A 17,504-nucleotide genomic window follows, 5' to 3' on the forward strand; every position below is an offset into this window, starting at 1 on the left:
ATTTTTTCAAGTTATTCATACTACCACAACTGACGTTTAAACTACAAGCTTGGAAAAATCGGCAAAACGCTTCAGTTCTGAGTCAATAACAGCCAGCAATGCCAAACGATTATTACGAACAGCGTCATCCTCAGCCATAACCATAACGGAATCAAAGAACGCCGTTACCGCAGGGGTAATGGATGAAGCTAGCGCTAACGCACGTGTCGCATCACCTTCCTGTAAAGCTACGCTGTAAGATTCATAAGCGCTATACCATGCTTCGTAAAGCGTTTTTTCGCCTTGTTCCGTAAACTCACCCGTATTAACTGACTTATGCACTGCTTTAGCAGCCAGATTACCTACACGATTAAAGGACTCAACTGTTGCTTTGAATACCTCACCTGTTTGTATGGCAGTCATTAACGCAGCTCCGCGGTTAACAACGGAAGCAACATCGTCATATCCAGCTGCAAGCACAGCATCCACAACGTCATAACGAAGTGTCTCAGACAATAGTTTCTTCACGCGTAATCCAAAAAACTCATGTAATTCTTTACGTATTTCATCCGCGGAACGTTTCATATTTCCAAGGTTGCCGTGCACATCGAGCGCGATATTGAACACATCAGACAACGTAGCTGAAAGCTTACGATCCAACAAAATCTGCACAATACCTGCTGCCTGGCGACGAAGCGCGTAAGGGTCCTGTGAACCTGTTGGAATAATACCGATGGAGAAGCAGCCTGTAATAGTATCTATCTTGTCTGCGATACTTACAATCGCTCCAGCGTTCGTTGAAGGAACCGTTTCTCCTGCATAACGCGGCTGGTAATGCTCAAACACCGCTCTGGCCACTTCTTCCTTCTCTCCAGCCTTACGAGCATAATCCTCACCCATTACACCTTGCAGTTCCGGGAACTCATATACCATTTGTGTTACCAGGTCAAATTTACAAATATCCGCTGCTCGACTAACCGATTCCTGTGTATCTGGAGAAACGCGAAGCTTCTCTGCCAGAGCATCAGCAATGCGGCGAATCCGGCGTACTTTGTCTCCAACCGTTCCCAGCTCTTCGTGGAAAACGATACTTTCCAGTTTGGAGAGTGCATCCTTAATTTCCAGCTTCTGATCTTCTTCATAAAAGAATTTGGCATCAGACAGCCGCGCACGCAATACTTTTTCATTCCCTTTAGCAATGACTTCCAGCGATTGACTTCCTCCGTTACGTACCGTAACAAAATATGGCAGTAGCTCTCCTGTGCGATCCAGCACTGGGAAATAGCGTTGATGTTCACGCATGGAAGTAATGAGTACATCCTTCGGAATGTTCAGGAACGCAGGATCAAAACCTCCGAACAGTACTGTTGGGGTTTCCACCAAATACAGCACTTCTTCCAGCAAATCATCCTTGACCGCAATCGTCCAATCTTTTTCGGCTGCCAACGCTTCAATCTGCTTTACAATAAGCGTTTGACGTTCCTCAATGTCCACAATGACATGCTGCTTGCGAAGTACTTCAACATAGTCAGCTGGACTTTCTACAACGGCATCCTGTCCCAGGAAACGATGCCCTCTTGTCACATTTCCTGACTGTACGCCGGCAATCTCCAAATTAACAATATCGTTACCAAACAAGGCAATCAACCAGCGGATCGGACGAACAAATTTAAAGTCATAACTTGCCCAGCGCATGAATTTAGGGAATGTCATCGCATGTAAAATGTGCAATAAACCTTCGGACAGCACTTCCGCTGTTGGTACACCTATGCTGCTCTTAGTTGCGTAAATATATTCGACGCCTCCAAGCTCCTTGAACGTGAACTGTTCAGGATCAACACCTTGGCTACGAGCAAAGCCTAGTGCAGCCTTGCTCCAGTTACCAGCTTCGTCGAGTGCGATTTTGCGGGAAGGACCTTTAACTTCTTCGTTAATATCTTCTTGCTTCTCCGCTACTTCCTTGACAAGTACCGCCAAACGGCGAGGTGTAGCATAAGCCTCTACAGCACCATAAGCAATACGCGAGCTGTCAAGCCACGCCGTCATACGCTGCTTCAACTGCTGAATTGCATTCGGGATAAAACGTGCAGGGACTTCTTCCAATCCGATCTCAAACAATAAATCCTTAGACATTTGCCGCACCTCCTTTCTTCAACAGCGGGAAGCCCAGCTTCTCGCGCTCCTCCAGATAGGTCGCAGCCACCTGACGCGCCAAATTGCGCACTCGTATAATAAACCCAGTCCGTTCCGTCACACTGATCGCTCCGCGAGCGTCCAGCAAGTTGAACGCATGAGAACATTTCAGCACATAATCATAGGCTGGAAATACAAGATGCTGCGCCATCGCTTTATTTGCCTCTTCTTCGTACATATTGAAAAGAGTAAAGAGCATTTTGACGTCAGATACTTCGAACGTATACTTGGAATGCTCAAATTCAGGCTGGTGGAAGACATCACCGTACGTGATTCCATTGACCCACTCCAAATCGAACACATTCTCCTTGTCCTGGATGTAGGAAGCAAGACGTTCCATACCATACGTGATTTCTACCGCAACCGGACTGGCATCAATACCGCCCACTTGCTGGAAATAGGTGAATTGGGTAATTTCCATACCGTCCAGCCATACTTCCCAACCTAAGCCCCACGCTCCCAACGTCGGTGCTTCCCAGTTGTCTTCAACGAAACGAATATCATGCTCCAGAGGGTTAATGCCCAAACGGCTCAAACTCTCCAAATACAATTCCTGAATGTTATCCGGTGAAGGCTTCAAAACGACTTGGAACTGATGATGCTGATACAGGCGATTCGGGTTCTCACCATAACGTCCGTCTGACGGACGACGAGAAGGCTCAACATAAGCTACATTCCACGGCTCAGGTCCGATCGAACGTAAATACGTCATTGGGTTCATCGTGCCTGCCCCTTTTTCCGTGTCATACGGCTGTACAATAATACAGTTGTGTTCAGCCCAAAATTGTTGCAGCGTTAAAATCATCTGCTGAAAATTCATTGGTACACGCTCCCTTTCCACTTCTCTCAAATGTTGGTGATTTCTTCTCATTAAGCTCGTATGTACAGGGCTATTTTATCCCAAAAGCCTTGCTAGAGACAGCAAAAAGCCCCCGCCTCTACGCCTGTACAGACGTAGGGACGAGAGCTGACTCCCGCGGTTCCACCCTACTTGATTGCGATCCTATATCACCAATCAGATCGTAATCCTCTTTTCCGTGTCCATTCAGACGCTCCCGAGTGCCTTGTTCACGAAGAATTCCCGCTGGGCTTACACCGTCCCCAACTCGCTAATTACAGAGAATACATCCCGCTACTTTCTCGTTCAATGCATCTGCTCCCGAAGGAGATATATAGTAGGATATTACACGGTTTCAGCAATACAGTCAAGAGAATAGGGCGTTTCACATATCGTATTTGTCGAGCTGATCCAAGAAATTGCGGGATTTCAGCTTGACCTCCAACTGCATATCCATGAACTGACGCATGACATGTTTGATCTCCAGCTTGGTGGAGTCCTTCACGTCAATGTTGCCGAGCCGATTCAAATCCATTCTGGCGAACAAGCGCAGCAACTTCAATGTACGTGGAGTCACGCTCAATGCCGCTGGATCAAAATGCTTGTAGCTCCGACACAAAACTCCGCCTAGTCTCGGACTGACAAACATATCTTCATCAGCACATTGTTGACCACTTGAAATACATGCATCAAGCTGAGGAGCATATCCGGCCGCCTGCAATATTTTAAATTCATAAATACTCATGACGATCAGCGGATCTTTGCCACTCTCCAGCGCCTCCAAACATGCTTTTAGCTGCTTAAACCAGAACGCACCTGTTTCCTCATCCTGTAACACCCGATCGAGTAATTCACAAGCATAGGAAGCGTAAGCAGCCTTAGTAATATCCTCGCGTAATGTATGGTGGGATTGGATGATTTCACCGGCATTCAACGTGCCTAAGCCTGTGTTTCGAAAAAAAACGAATTCACCGTACGTAAACGGCTGCGTTAAAGCAGCGTGACGGCTTTTGGACTTTTTTGCACCTCTGACCAGCACGCCTGCTTTGCCTCCGCTTTCGGTGCAAAGCGTAATAATTTTGTTCCCCTCACCGTAATCCATGCTGCGGATGACGATTCCTTCCACCCTGTAAAGCATGCCTCTTCCCCCAAACATTCGCGAAGAAGCCAGTGGCTTGTACTATTCACGGGCTTCTTCATGCTCGTCCGACTCTCCTTCATCCGTATCTTGCTCCCTTGTCATGGCGCTCTCCCGGTATAACAGATACGCACCGACATCTCCAGTCATCGCAAAATACTTCCACGAAAAATCTCGCAATCGTATTCATCCTCTCTTCGGAAATGACGTTTGCATCTCAAAATTAGGATGATGCGAAGAGAAGGGAAGTATGCGATGAAATAAATGGATTGCGTTAAAAAAGGCTGCTGTATGTAGAATGGAATACGCTTCGCAAATGATTTGATCTTACGATCGCTGTTACCCCCGAATTTATTTGAATGTAAAACATACAAAGGGTTAAATTCGGGGGTAAAGGCGAACGCTATCGCTTCTTCAGATTCAAATCCTTCGCTCCGCACATCGTGCATACAAGGCCTTTTTTAAAGCACACCTATTTCATCGCTGGAAGAAAAGGATAAAAAGAGCAAGAAGTTAAGCGCCGCACATACGCGGCGCTTTAAATGATCAGGAGACTATTACTATCTCAGCCAAGAGATCGGGACGGCTTTTTTATGATGCTTACTACAACTATACATATTTATATAATATCAATTTTTAACCTCAATAAACCCTTGAACTAAAGTGACGTAGAATCGAGTTCTGTTTTTAAGCGTCGCGATGAAAGCCAAGGTCACGAAGGACGCGTTCCTGGTTGCGCCAGTCTTTTTTGACCTTAACCCAAAGTTCCAGGAAAATCTTGGAGCCTAACAGGTTTTGGATATCCTGGCGTGCCTGTTTGCCCACTTCTTTGAGCATGGCTCCCTGTTTGCCGATAATAATCCCCTTCTGGGAGTCACGTTCTACAAAAATAACAGCCATAATATGCACTACACCATTATCCTGCACTTTCATGTCTTCAATCATAACCGCAATAGAATGGGGTACTTCCTCACGTGTCATATGCAGAATTTTTTCACGCACCAGCTCGGCAATGACAAACTGTTCTGGATGATCGGTAATTTGATCATCCGGATAATATTGCGGACCTTCTGGTAAGTATTTTTGCACCTGCTCCAGCAGGGTGTTTACATTGTTGCCCATTTTGGCCGAGATGGGTACGATTTCTGCAAAGTCGTACAACTTGCGATACTGCTCAATCAGGGGTAACAATGCTTCTGGCTCAATACGATCAATTTTATTCAGCACCAAAATAACTGGCGTTTTTACTTGTTTAAGCTGTTCCGCAATAAAACGGTCGCCACCGCCTAGACCTTCAGCAGCGTCAATAAGAAAAAGTACCGCTTCTACTTCACCCAACGTATTAAAAGCAGTCTGATTCATGTAATCGCCTAATTTTGACTGACGCTTATGAATCCCGGGTGTATCCAAAAATACAATTTGCGTGTCCTCTGTAGTAAATACGCCGTGAATTTTGTTGCGTGTAGTTTGTGGCTTGTCTGACATAATGGCGATCTTCTGCCCAATGACGTGGTTCATCAGTGTTGATTTTCCGACATTAGGTCTGCCAACAATTGCGACAAAGCCTGATTTAAAGTGTTTCTTAGCCATTTCATTTCCTCCAGCGCGATTAAGCACCTATTTTATTTTGGTTTTTCCATTAAAACAGCGAACTAATTAACGTCAACATAGGCCTATAAAACACAAATATACCAATAATTACAGCAAAAACCGCTGCCAGGAGCACGGCTCCGGCGGCGGTGTCTTTAGCCGCTTTGGCCAGCGGATGAATATCAGGTGAGATGAGATCCACCGCTGCTTCAACAGCGGTGTTGAACAGTTCGGCTACAATGACTATAGCGATAGCCACGCAGACGAATAACCAGTCGAGCCGGGAGATGTGCAGAGTTAAGCCTGCTACAATGACAAGGAGCGCCACGGCCACATGTATCCGCATATTTACTTGCGTACGCAGAGCGTACATCACGCCTTCTGCCGCATAGCGAAAAGTCATTCTCCAAGGCTGACGTCTCATTACCTTGTCAACCCCGCTTGAGCCAGTACAGCTTCCTGTTTGCCCATCATTTCAGCTTCACTCACATCATCCTGATGATCATAGCCTAACAGATGAAGAAAGCCGTGAACAAACAAAAAACCGATTTCACGCTCAATCGAATGTCCGTATTCTTCACTCTGAGCTTGCGCTGTTTGTACAGAGATTATAATATCCCCCAAAACATCAGGTACATCATTCAATGAATTTTCATCATTCGGTTCGTAAATAATTTCAAGCTCTTCATCCAGTGTTTCCTTCATAGCAAAAGACAACACATCGGTGGGACGATCAATTCCCCGATAGTCCCTGTTCAACTCATGAATTTGCTCATCATTAACGAAGGTAAGGGCTACCTCACCGTCAGTGACTCCTTCCACTTTGCCTGCCTCCTCTAATAAGGTGTTCAGCAGCGTAATCAAGGATTCGTTAATTACCATATCGTTTTGTTCATTATTCCAAGCTAATTGAAGGCCCATGCCAACCGCTCCTTTTAATTCTAGTGCTCTAACCGTACTTCATGCACAAGTTATATTAAGCTTTTCCGTTTTCAGACTTGGGCCTTTCCTCCGGATACTCAATACGGGAATGGAAAATCCCCATTACTGTTTCCTTGAGGGTTTGAGCCACGATATCAAGCTCCCGCATGGTCAGCTCGCAGTCGTTAAATTGGTGATCATCAAGACGGCTCTTAATAATTTTCTCAATCATGGATTCAACCTGTTCCACTGTCGGCTTCCGTAAGGAACGAACTGCTGCCTCCACGCTATCAGCAATTCCCACCACAGCAGACTCTTTAGACTGAGCCTTCGGTCCCGGATAACGGAAATCATCCTCCGTGAAGTCAGGCTCCACCCCCCGCTCTTCAGCTTCGCGCAACGCCTTGTGATAAAAATAGTGTAAGAATGTCGTTCCGTGGTGCTGCTCGGCAATATCGCGAATGGGCTTGGGCAGCTTGTAATCCAATTGCATTTCCACGCCGTCACGAGCATGGGCGATAATGATGGATTTGCTCAGCTTGGGCTCTATTGTATCATGTGGATTTTCCAACCCATTTTGATTTTCAATGAAGTACGAAGGCCTCTTGGTTTTACCAATATCATGATAATACGAACCAACCCGGCACAACAAGCCGTTTGCCCCTATAGCCTCCGCTGCGGCCTCTGACAGATTACCCACCATTACACTATGATGATACGTTCCCGGTGTCTCCGTAAGCAGCTTGCGGAGCAATGGATGATTGGGATTTGACAGCTCAACAAGCTTCAGTGCCGACAAGATACCAAAGGTAGACTCAAAAAATGGCATTAGCCCAATAACAAGTATTGCTGTTATCAGACCGCCTGCAAAAGCAAAAGCTACCCCATAGAGCGTCGTCGTTTGAGTCCAATTCCCTTGGTCAATCAGTGCCAGAGAAAAAACAGACAGGGCACCGAACAGGCATACCATAATCGCCCCTTTGAACAGTGTTGAACGCTGGCTGGCTCGATGAGTAGAGAAAATCGCTGCCAGACAGACCACAATAGCAAAAAATCCAAAATTAAAGTCGAAAATTTGTCCCTGACGGACATTCAAAATAACACTTGCCAATATACTGAATATAACGGCACATACGAAAGCCAACGACATATCAAGCAACAGCGTTACAAGCATAGCTCCAAGCGCGATAGGCGCCAGATAGCCGAGATAGGAACGTTCATTGTTCTGCAGTATGGAAATTAACATCATTGCTCCAACTGTTATCACAAAGATTAATACTAGCATGAGCAACTGCGCATTATTATACTTGAAGTTTCGTGTTCGTGATTGGAATTGACGAATATACATAAACAGGCCCAATGCCAGCATCATAGACAACATCAGTAGGCCAAATTGTGGCCAATAATTGATTTTATCCTTGAGCAATTCATTTTCATCAAGCAGTGTATAGATTTCCTGGGTAATAATCTCACCCTTCTTGACGAGTACTTCACCCTGTTTAATGTAAACTGTCGGTGTATCTTCACGAGCCTGTACCTTGGCGTCCTTCGTTGCTGTATCATCATAAAACTTGTTGGCGGTAATCACAAGCCTTGCAAGCTCCTGAACAACCTCCCGTGAAGTACGCTTGGTAAGCGAGCTTGTACTAACCCGCTCAGCTACTTTCGCTCGGGCTGTCTGAGCATCCGTAATTTGATCATTCATCAACCCTGTCACAATCTCACGGGCAACAGGCCGCATTTCAGCAATATCCTCAGATGTAAGGCGCGGAATTTTAATGAATGTCTCCTCTGGAATTCGGTACGTTTGCTCTTTCGTTTTTTCCAGCACTTCATCCAGCAGCTTATCTGGGTAGGCATCCGCATTACGGCTGTTATTCACAAAATTTTGCACAAATTCCCGTGCACGTTGCGGAATCTCATCCTTATAAATCGAAATCTTATCTGCTCTGGAAACCTGATCATCCTGATTGAGCCGTTCAATTCGATCCAAAATACCAGTAATCAGGTTATCGTTGCGAACTGGCACAATGGTATACATGGGCTGCACACGTTCAGCTGATTCCTCTTGAGCCTTCAAAGTCGCCTTACTGTTAGGAAGCTGCATCGGGGCGACAATTTCCTTTTCACTCGGTTGATTTACCCGAATATCATAACGCTCGGGAAGCAGCTTGGACGCAAAGCCTACATAAAAAAGAACCACCAAAAATAAAAACAGAAGATAGCGTGTCGCCACGCTATACTTCCATCCATTCATTCTATGCTGGAACGTTTTCCCTTTAGATAATTCCTTCGAGGTCATCTAAAACAATCCCTCTCCATCATCTTTTTCAAGGCAGCTACACTGCTCATTTTATACTTTTTCTGGTCGTACACGGCATACTCGTGATTGAATGACTATCCTTGATTTTCGGCAACTCGGTCATAAGCAACAATAATTTTCTGTACCAGGGAATGACGGACAACATCCTCTTCTGCAAACTGGACAAAGCCTATTTCCTCAATCCCTTGTAAAATCGCATTCGCTTCAATCAGACCGGATTTTTTGCCACGAGGCAAATCAATTTGCGTAACATCGCCGGTAATGACCATTTTGGAGCCAAAGCCAAGTCGAGTCAAAAACATTTTCATTTGCTCGGGTGTAGTGTTTTGCGCTTCGTCCAAAATAATAAAAGAGTCATCCAGCGTACGTCCCCGCATATAAGCCAAAGGTGCAATTTCTATTAATCCGCGCTCCAGTGCCTTTGCAGTCTGCTCTGGGCCCATCACATCGTATAGGGCATCATACAATGGGCGTAAATACGGATCAACTTTTTCCTGTAAATCCCCTGGTAAAAAACCTAAATTTTCACCTGCTTCCACCGCAGGACGAGTCAGTACAATGCGCTTGACTGAACCTTCCTTCAGGGCAGCTACGGCCAGCACTACAGCCAGATAGGTTTTACCAGTACCCGCCGGGCCAATTCCAAATACAATATCGCGTTTCTTAATCGTGGTTACATAGTGCTTTTGTCCAATCGTTTTGACGCGAATCGGTTTACCCCGGAACGTCGTCGTAATTTCACCCTTGAACAAATCGAGCAGCTGATCAGCGCGCAAATCTTTTGCCAGTTCAATCGCATAATGGACATCCCTTTCGGTCAGTATATACCCATTGCGAATTAACTGGAGTAATACGTCGAACAATTGTTCGAGCACTTCCACCTCGTGAGCATTACCAAAAACATTAACTTCTGCCTCACGAGATGCTATTTTTGCGGGAATAGCTGCTTCGATTAATTTCAAAAAGGAATCCTGCGGGCCAAATAACGCCTGTCCTTCTCCCGCATTGTTCAATGCAATTTGTATGCTGCGTTGTTGTTCTGCCAAATAGCCTCATTCTCCTTGGTTATGAACTAACGGAAGTTCTTCCGCAATATCCTGCTCCACTTCAAAAAGCACTTTCATATAAACTTTACCATTCTCTCTCTTCTCATGCAAAATTTTTTGGCTCATTATTTTCGTTCCTTTGCCGTATTTAGCTAAAATATCAGCTCGCGCGCCTTCTAAACCTGACATTTTCGCTTCTGCTTCCGTAAGCTTCTGCTCCTGTATCTTTGTCTCCCTCACACTTTCGGTCATCCAACCCATCGGAAGTTTGTAGGAACGCCATGTTAGCGGATCATGTTCAACTGTTGTTTTATGTGTAGAATAAGGTATTTTCCCATATCCCCACAATTGTATCGCACGGTTGCCTAGGACCAGATACAAGCGGTCATGACTGATACCTGTATACGTGCTGCTGCGTTGCACCGTGGGACTGCTAATTTCGTATTCATGCCATACAAGACCCTTAACCTCTCCTTTGGCTACGACCTGCTGTTGGTTCTCCTCATCTCCAAGCGTTCCAGAGATGAGGATGGCTCCTTTTTTGACACGCGTATTTTTATGCACGACAGGACGACCCTGCTCGGCAAAAATTTCAGTAACTACCGCATCTGCCTTACTAATGATATGACGAGGGCTGTAGAGCGGCGCAGGGGTAGGCTGTGAAGCTTCAACAACCTGAATCGTCACCAAAGTACCCTGCTTTTCCACACCGATCCAGGATGCCTCTGGAAGCTTCTGCATGAGCGCACGTGAAAGCTTGTCTTGACTGGATAGACGAAAGCTCCATTGAAATGGATACAGGCCCTCCTGTCGAGCGGCTTTGAGAACAGATTCCGTCGATAGCTTATCATTCCCCTTTACTTCAATGTCCCAGATAAGCGAAGACATCAGCAGAAGACCTATCCAGAACAAAGCCAATCCAGCCAGGAAAAATTTACGTTTGGCAAGTCGTACAGCAGTAAAGGGAAGCCCTTGCCGCTTCAGAACATGCATTTTACAGCCTGTCCTTCTCAAAAGCGGGCGTAGGAGGAAGACGTGCGGCAGCAGAAGGTTCATTTCTGCATGTCTAGTACCCATCGGCCGCACGTTCCACACAGGTATATGGTGATCGGTGAGTAAATTAATGAAAGCTTCCACACTTTCGCCCTTGATAGCAAGGGTAACCGTACCACGCAGCTTTGCTAAAGCAGGATGTTTCACGAGCCTTCCTCCGTTCCTTCCATTTGGATATCCGTTATATGTCCCTCCACACTTACCTGCTCTGGCAGAATAGACGTAATGACTAGATCATGGCCGGACACCCTCAGCCTGCCTTGCGCAAGTGCAAGTACGAGCTGATCCGGCGTGAAATCCACCACGCCCCGGTGATTCTCCACATAAAGCTGACGGCTGCCGATGAGGGTTAACCGCGGCAGGTCAAATAGAATGTCCTGCGGAAGCTCCAGCGTCTCGCTGGCCCACTTTCGCAGTTTGCGGCTCATCCTGCTCATACGGCGAAATCTCCCTTCCTGTCATCAAAATATTTGTTATCCAACGGCTTAGAGTTGTTTTGATGACAGCACGCTGCTATTTTTTCATCTTCTGTTATTGCCATCCGGTACCCATAGATGTTTCAAGGCAGCTACGCTGCTGGCTTTCCATCTTATATTCTTATTATCAGTGAACACCATTACACCAGCGCCACAGATATCTGTACTGTACATTTTATGATCCAGTCGCGGCATTTATGAGGCTAAACTTACAATTCGTAGTAGCTACTATATTGCAGAGGAAAAAGATGTGTCCTTTCAAAATTCACAACAAAAAAGACAACCTCATTTTCATATTGAAAACAAAGGTTGTCTTCTTTTGAATTTCATTAAATGACACGGTTATTTTTCGCTATCTCGATTTAAAAGAGAGTTTTTTCTAGAGTATAAGAAGTAAACAGCCATACCAATGACAAGCCAAATAATAAAGCGAATAAATGTCTGGCCATTCAAATTAAGAATGAGCACCCCACATGAAACGATAGCCAGGATCGGGATATACGGAACTCCAGGACATCGGAAGGCCCTTGGCAAGTCAGGTTGTGTTTTTCTCATAACGATAACGGCGACCGAAATCAGAATAAATGCTGACAAGGTTCCAATGTTCACCAAACTTGCTAACTCATCCAGCGGAATCAGTCCACCCATTAATGCAGATAAAGTGCCGAAAAACAACGTGTTAATGTAGGGCGTTTTGTATTTGGAATGAACCTTGGATAATACTTTGGGGACTAAGCCGTCACGTGACATAGCAAACATAATACGAGTTTGACCATAGAGCATTACCAGCATGACCGTTGTCATCCCTAAGATGGCTCCTATATCTACAATACCTGCAACCCAGTTCTGGCCTGCAACCTGCAATACCAATGACACGGGGTGAGAGATACCTTCAAATTGCATAAACGGTACTATACCAGTCATAATCGCGCTAACAATGACATACAAAAACGTACAAATAATGAGAGAGAAAATAATGCCTCGCGGTAAATTAGTAGTGGGATTTTTAGTTTCTTCAGCCGCTGATGAAACAGCATCAAAACCAATAAAAGAAAAAAACACAAGAGCTGCGGCTCCAAACACCCCACTGAACCCAAACGGCATAAACGGTGTCCAATTATCTGGCTTCACATATCTAAAAGCAACAATGATAAATAATAAAATAACAACAATTTTTATGATTACCATGATGTTGTTTATCCGTTTTGATTCTTTTATCCCTAAATAAAGCAAGAACGTGATACCCATCAAAATTAAAAAAGCTGGGAGATTAAAATAAGTAGTTTGGTCTTTCAAAGCCCCCGGTGCGGCAGTGAATTCAAGCGGAATGTGAAGGCCAATTCCGTTCAAAAATGATACAAAGTAACCCGACCAACCTGCGGAAACGGCGCTGGCTGCCAGCATGTATTCCAAAATTAAATCCCATCCAATAATAAAGGCCAATAGCTCCCCCATCGTAGCATATGTAAAGGTGTAAACAGAACCGGATACTGGAACGGTGGATGCAAACTCCGCATAAGCCAATGCTGCGAATAAACACGCGAGTCCCGCAATCACAAAAGAAAGAACCAAGCCTGGACCAGCCGTAACTGCTCCTGTACCTGTCAACACAAAAATTCCCGTTCCGATAATGGCTCCAATTCCAAGCATCGTTAAATCAAACGCACCCAGCTCCCTTTTGAGTGCTTTTTCCCCTCGCGTAGCGGCAATCAACTGATCAATGCTTTTCTTTCTAAACAAGCTATTTCCCATCGATCCCATCCTCCTAAAAATTAATTTTTCCATTTTTATAACCTTGTTGTATCACCTCGATATAAATAAAATTTTAGGTAAAATTGGAGTTAATTTCATAAGTATCTATCATTGAGAACATTATATATAAAAAAGAAAAAATGAAAACTGCTTTCGGAAAGCTCCATTCATATTGTTACATTTGATCATTTTTCAGGAATATATTTTCATAAATGAGGCGCTAAATTAGACAAAATGCCACCATTTTAGATGACAACAAATGTGAGAAAGCTAGAGCACACAAGGGATTATCACATTCGTTGTCAGGTAATTAGAGCATTTGTCGTTAATTCACTTTTTATTCCGAGCATGGTTATGTATTCCTAAAGCATCACAAAAAAAGATCCGCCACAGCCAAAGCCGTGACGGATCCACTATCATTTTAACGTCTTCCTCCACCCATGTAGCGCTTGGAACGTGGAGGACCTAATATTTCTGCCCAAATCACACCTCTGCGCAGATCAGCCGTATCCACCGTATTACGGTCTTGCGAAGCTATCTCTGGCGCATCTGTAATTTCCCCTGACTCCCTCGCATTGGATATACGATCGAGACGGGCTAAAACCATTTTTCGTTCTTCTTCCATAGCACGGATCCGATCCTCTAGAGTCGAACCATTATCTAATAAATCCCGGTCCATCCGTTCTTCGGTTTCCGACCGATCGCCCATTTCTTCTATGCGACGAGCTTCCATAACCGTCCGTCGTTCATTAGGAAATTGACGTTGCAACTCTCCAGCAATATCCTGCTGACGTTGCTCTTGCCCATGTTCCATTGTGAAGGGTCTGGATGACGTCGAGGGTCCACGAGAACCATGATCACCACCAAAGGTAGGCATACCTTTTCGCGGCGGTGATTTCCGCCCTGTACCTTGGATGCTTTTCCCCAAAAAAGACACCAAAGCAAAGCCAATCACGATCAGGATATACAAATGTTCAAAGATCCAGCTGATAAAGTTCATTACTCACCACCTAGCTGCCGTAATTCATCGGCTATGTCCCGTTATTAATCCCGGTTCTTGTTGTCATTCCCCGAGTTCTCATTCGGTTTGCCTAAGGAGCCACGCATTTGCGTATCCGCCTCAATATTTTTCAAATTCATATAGTCCATGACACCAAGCTTCCCGCCGCGTAGCGCTTCAGCCATTGCCAGCGGTACTTCGGATTCGGATTCCACCACGCGTGCTCTCATTTCTACAACACGCGCCTTCATTTCCTGCTCCTGCGCTACAGCCATCGCACGCCGCTCTTCCGCTTTTGCCTGCGCAATACGTTTGTCGGCTTCCGCCTGCTCTGTTTGCAGAAAAGCACCGATATTTTTACCTACATCAACGTCCGCAATATCAATGGACAGGATTTCAAATGCTGTCCCGGCATCCAAACCTTTGGACAATACGGTTCTTGAAATTGAATCCGGGTTCTCCAGCACGTCCTTATGCGAGTTACTGGAACCTACGGTCGTAACAATACCTTCACCGACCCGTGCAATAATCGTTTCTTCTCCAGCACCCCCAACAAGTCGATCAATGTTGGCACGCACCGTAACACGAGCTTTAACCTTCACTTCAATACCATCCTTGGCGACCGCAGCAACAATAGGTGTCTCAATAACACGCGGATTAACGCTCATTTGGACCGCTTGCAGAACATCCCGTCCAGCAAGGTCAATCGCTGCCGCACGTTCAAACTCAAGCGGAATGTTAGCACGCTGCGCAGCAATCAACGCATTGATCACTCGGTCTACATTCCCTCCTGCGAGAAAGTGGCTTTCCAGCTGGTTGATGTTCAAGCCCAGACCCGCCTTGGTTGCCTTAATGAGTGGATTGACAATTCGGCTTGGCGTGACGCGCCGTAAACGCATAGCTACCAGCGTAATGATGCCAATGCGCACACCCGAAGCCAATGCTGAAATCCACAGCATCACCGGGAAGAAACTAAAAAATACGCTCAATACAATAATCACTACAACGGCAATCAGCAAAACGCTGACAATACCCGATTCGAACACTCGCATCATCCTCCATTAATCTAATTCTTTGTTATTTGCTTGTTTAGACGCTAGTGTCTGCCTTGACCACAATTCGCCCGCCTTCTACTTTGGATACTATAATCGGCATATCTGTAGCAATAAACTCGCCGTTCGTTACAACATCGACTCGCTCATCAGCGATCAGCACCGTTCCGGCTGGACGAAGTGGAGTCAGACTGACACCTCTTTGACCTAATAGCATTTCCCGGTTCACAACTGAAGAAAAACCTTGTTCAGCCGTTAAACTTTCTTTAAGTATAAAACGGTTCCATATCCCTCGGTCCTTGAATACAACCGCGATGATCGCCACCACGGCAACCGCAGCTGCAAAGGCAATGCCCAAAGATATAAACGCATGCTGCATGTTGTATGCTGCACGAACAACTCCGGCGACAAGGCTGACGGAACCCAGAATGCCCAAAATACCAAAACTCGGGATGAACATTTCAAGTATAAGCAGAGCCAGACCGATAATAAACAACAACCACGTCTCCGAACCTGCAAAACCAGCGATATAATTGCCGAAAAAATACAAACCAAATCCGAGTATGCCCAAAATTCCCGGTACACCAAAACCGGGTACGATCAACTCAATAACAATACCTGCGATACCGATAAATAAAAGCAACGTCTGTACAATTGGGTTGGTCAATATCTCGGCTGCTTTTTCAGCCCATGTTCGCTCCACATGAATGACATCATCCGTGCTGTAACCCATCCACTGAATAACCTCTTGTTCGGAAGACGCGATGTGATCCGCATAACCCAACTTCAGCGCTTCCTCACTGGTTAAAGAAATGATCTGACCATTTTCCTTGTTAAAGTTCATCTCAGGAATAGATATGGTCGTTTTAGAGTCAACCATACCTCTGGCAATATCCGGATTACGTCCGCCAGCTTCTGCGGCAGATGCCATGCTACTCTTCCACCAGGCTATCGTTTTTGGATCTGTGATAGCCTGCCCCCCGCCGTCTACTAACGCTGCTGCTCCGATAATACTCCCCGGTTTCATAACAATCTTGTTTGCGCTCAACGCAATATAGCTACCCGCTGAGGCCGCTTCGCCCCTTATATAGGCTACGGTCGGAATTGGACTGTCTTTAATCAGTTTGCCCAGCTTCTCCGCTGTATCTACCCGTCCACCGGGAGTGTTAATATCCAGTAAAATCAGACCTGCTTTGGAATCTGCTGCTTCTGCAAATCCACGTTCCATAAATTTGCCCAGGCCATGCTCAATTTCCTGATCGACTGGTATAACAAACACAGCTCCACCTTTAGTTTGGGCCGCCGCTGATTCGGAATGAACTAAGGGCAACAGCAAAACGGATACCATAATCCACAACGTTAAAAGGATCCATTTGCGACTGGAGTGGTGATGTTCTCTATGCATTTCTCTCCCCCTTTCGATCTCTCTATGTTACAGCATACCAAACTTTGTTAGACAAACTATACAGTTTTCAGGATTTAATGTGAAATTATTGGGTATATTGCTAATCCTGACGGCTGCCAAATACTTTACGCACCCAATGAACATCACGTTTCACATAATTAACAATAGCGCTTACATATAAGAATCTTCTCATCATTACATTCTATGGTAGGCAACACATATATAGAAATAACACCCTCTGTAAACAGAGGGTGTTGTGTTTTCCTGTTTGTCGCAGGTTTATTGCAGAAATTGCTGAACCGCTTGGTTCACGAGCTTACCGTCAGCGCGGCCTTTTACCTTAGGCATCAAGGCCGTCATTACTTTCCCCATCTCGGCTTTCGAAGAAGCACCGGTTTCCTGGATGGTCTGCTGTACAATAACTTTAATTTCTTCCTCAGAAAGTTGTTCGGGAAGGTACTGAGCGATGATCTCTATTTCTGCTTTAGTGCTTGTCGCAAGTTCATCACGACCGGCTTTTTCAAATTCATGGAGGGCATCTTTTCGCTGTTTGATCTCACGACTCAGAATATCAAGCACTTCGTTGTCGTCCAAATCCCGTTTCAAATCTATTTCAAGATTTTTAATCGTAGAACGAACCATTCGAATGGTGGAGAGTTTGAACTTGTCCTTACTCTTCATTGCTTGCTTCATATCTTCGTTCAATCGTTCGCTCAAATTCATGATTGCTTAGATCCT

The 17,504-nt window shown here is 45.3% G+C and carries 16 protein-coding genes; all 16 read right to left on the reverse strand.

The window, feature by feature from the left end; all coding sequences use genetic code 11:
- Positions 1-36: 36 nt before the first annotated feature.
- The gene (gene glyS, locus NSQ57_RS16375) at positions 37-2,112 is read right to left on the reverse strand and encodes a glycine--tRNA ligase subunit beta (RefSeq protein ID WP_342425031.1); all 2,076 of its coding nucleotides are present in this window, start codon (positions 2,110-2,112) and stop codon (positions 37-39) included.
- A complete protein-coding gene (glyQ, locus tag NSQ57_RS16380; protein ID WP_023989480.1) occupies positions 2,105-2,992 on the reverse strand; it encodes a glycine--tRNA ligase subunit alpha in 888 nt (295 codons plus the stop codon). The genes glyS and glyQ overlap by 8 nt, the downstream gene beginning before the upstream one ends.
- A gap of 403 nt (positions 2,993-3,395) precedes the next feature.
- Positions 3,396-4,148, reverse strand: coding sequence for a DNA repair protein RecO (gene recO, locus NSQ57_RS16385; RefSeq protein ID WP_013311133.1), 753 nt, complete (start codon positions 4,146-4,148; stop codon positions 3,396-3,398).
- Between the two features lie 42 nt (positions 4,149-4,190).
- Positions 4,191-4,328, reverse strand: a complete 138-nt coding sequence (locus tag NSQ57_RS16390) for a YqzL family protein (RefSeq protein ID WP_080658633.1) — start codon at positions 4,326-4,328, stop codon at positions 4,191-4,193.
- Positions 4,329-4,835: 507 nt separating this feature from the next.
- Positions 4,836-5,738, reverse strand: a complete 903-nt coding sequence (gene era, locus NSQ57_RS16395; RefSeq protein WP_029517791.1) for a GTPase Era — start codon at positions 5,736-5,738, stop codon at positions 4,836-4,838.
- Between the two features lie 49 nt (positions 5,739-5,787).
- On the reverse strand, positions 5,788-6,162 hold the full coding sequence (locus NSQ57_RS16400) for a diacylglycerol kinase family protein (RefSeq protein ID WP_025722122.1): 375 nt from the start codon (positions 6,160-6,162) through the stop codon (positions 5,788-5,790).
- Positions 6,162-6,659: an rRNA maturation RNase YbeY gene (gene ybeY / locus NSQ57_RS16405; protein WP_029517792.1), complete on the reverse strand. Its 498-nt coding sequence runs from the start codon at positions 6,657-6,659 to the stop codon at positions 6,162-6,164. Before ybeY ends, NSQ57_RS16400 begins: the two co-directional genes overlap by 1 nt.
- A 55-nt stretch (positions 6,660-6,714) precedes the next feature.
- Positions 6,715-8,961 carry an HDIG domain-containing metalloprotein gene (locus NSQ57_RS16410; RefSeq protein ID WP_069010263.1) on the reverse strand — a complete coding sequence of 749 codons (2,247 nt, stop codon included), beginning with the start codon at positions 8,959-8,961 and terminating at the stop codon, positions 6,715-6,717.
- A 95-nt stretch (positions 8,962-9,056) separates the two neighbouring features.
- A complete protein-coding gene (locus NSQ57_RS16415) occupies positions 9,057-10,028 on the reverse strand; it encodes a PhoH family protein (protein ID WP_029517794.1) in 972 nt (323 codons plus the stop codon).
- Positions 10,029-10,034: 6 nt separating this feature from the next.
- Positions 10,035-11,228, reverse strand: coding sequence for a sporulation protein YqfD (yqfD, locus tag NSQ57_RS16420; RefSeq protein ID WP_029517795.1), 1,194 nt, complete (start codon positions 11,226-11,228; stop codon positions 10,035-10,037).
- Positions 11,225-11,518: a sporulation protein YqfC gene (gene yqfC, locus NSQ57_RS16425; protein WP_029517796.1), complete on the reverse strand. Its 294-nt coding sequence runs from the start codon at positions 11,516-11,518 to the stop codon at positions 11,225-11,227. Before yqfC ends, yqfD begins: the two co-directional genes overlap by 4 nt.
- Before the next feature lie 381 nt (positions 11,519-11,899).
- A complete protein-coding gene (locus NSQ57_RS16430) occupies positions 11,900-13,309 on the reverse strand; it encodes an amino acid permease (RefSeq protein ID WP_165149027.1) in 1,410 nt (469 codons plus the stop codon).
- A 421-nt stretch (positions 13,310-13,730) separates the two neighbouring features.
- Complete coding sequence (locus NSQ57_RS16435) at positions 13,731-14,309, reverse strand: hypothetical protein (protein WP_069010261.1); 579 nt, start codon at positions 14,307-14,309, stop codon at positions 13,731-13,733.
- Between the two features lie 44 nt (positions 14,310-14,353).
- Positions 14,354-15,355, reverse strand: a complete 1,002-nt coding sequence (floA, locus tag NSQ57_RS16440) for a flotillin-like protein FloA (protein ID WP_029517799.1) — start codon at positions 15,353-15,355, stop codon at positions 14,354-14,356.
- Positions 15,356-15,398: 43 nt separating this feature from the next.
- Positions 15,399-16,766 (reverse strand): NfeD family protein, encoded by a 1,368-nt coding sequence (locus NSQ57_RS16445; protein WP_029517800.1) that lies wholly within the window; start codon positions 16,764-16,766, stop codon positions 15,399-15,401.
- Between the two features lie 279 nt (positions 16,767-17,045).
- Entirely contained in the window at positions 17,046-17,489 is a 444-nt protein-coding gene (locus tag NSQ57_RS16450; protein ID WP_013311146.1) for a GatB/YqeY domain-containing protein, read from the reverse strand.
- Positions 17,490-17,504 lie beyond the last annotated feature (15 nt).

The organism is Paenibacillus sp. FSL L8-0502 (assembly GCF_038593055.1).
Taxonomy (GTDB): domain Bacteria; phylum Bacillota; class Bacilli; order Paenibacillales; family Paenibacillaceae; genus Paenibacillus; species Paenibacillus polymyxa_D.

Excerpts from the sequence above, each read along its gene's own strand:
- glyS (WP_342425031.1), bottom strand. The coding sequence starts at position 2,112 with ATGTCTAAGGATTTATTGTTTGAGATCGGATTGGAAGAAGTCCCTGCA.
- glyQ (WP_023989480.1), bottom strand. The coding sequence starts at position 2,992 with ATGAATTTTCAGCAGATGATTTTAACGCTGCAACAATTTTGGGCTGAA.
- recO (WP_013311133.1), bottom strand. The coding sequence starts at position 4,148 with ATGCTTTACAGGGTGGAAGGAATCGTCATCCGCAGCATGGATTACGGT.
- era (WP_029517791.1), bottom strand. The coding sequence starts at position 5,738 with ATGGCTAAGAAACACTTTAAATCAGGCTTTGTCGCAATTGTTGGCAGA.
- NSQ57_RS16400 (WP_025722122.1), bottom strand. The coding sequence starts at position 6,162 with ATGAGACGTCAGCCTTGGAGAATGACTTTTCGCTATGCGGCAGAAGGC.
- ybeY (WP_029517792.1), bottom strand. The coding sequence starts at position 6,659 with ATGGGCCTTCAATTAGCTTGGAATAATGAACAAAACGATATGGTAATT.
- NSQ57_RS16410 (WP_069010263.1), bottom strand. The coding sequence starts at position 8,961 with ATGACCTCGAAGGAATTATCTAAAGGGAAAACGTTCCAGCATAGAATG.
- yqfC (WP_029517796.1), bottom strand. The coding sequence starts at position 11,518 with ATGAGCAGGATGAGCCGCAAACTGCGAAAGTGGGCCAGCGAGACGCTG.
- NSQ57_RS16430 (WP_165149027.1), bottom strand. The coding sequence starts at position 13,309 with ATGGGAAATAGCTTGTTTAGAAAGAAAAGCATTGATCAGTTGATTGCC.
- NSQ57_RS16435 (WP_069010261.1), bottom strand. The coding sequence starts at position 14,309 with ATGAACTTTATCAGCTGGATCTTTGAACATTTGTATATCCTGATCGTG.
- NSQ57_RS16445 (WP_029517800.1), bottom strand. The coding sequence starts at position 16,766 with ATGCATAGAGAACATCACCACTCCAGTCGCAAATGGATCCTTTTAACG.
- NSQ57_RS16450 (WP_013311146.1), bottom strand. The coding sequence starts at position 17,489 with ATGAATTTGAGCGAACGATTGAACGAAGATATGAAGCAAGCAATGAAG.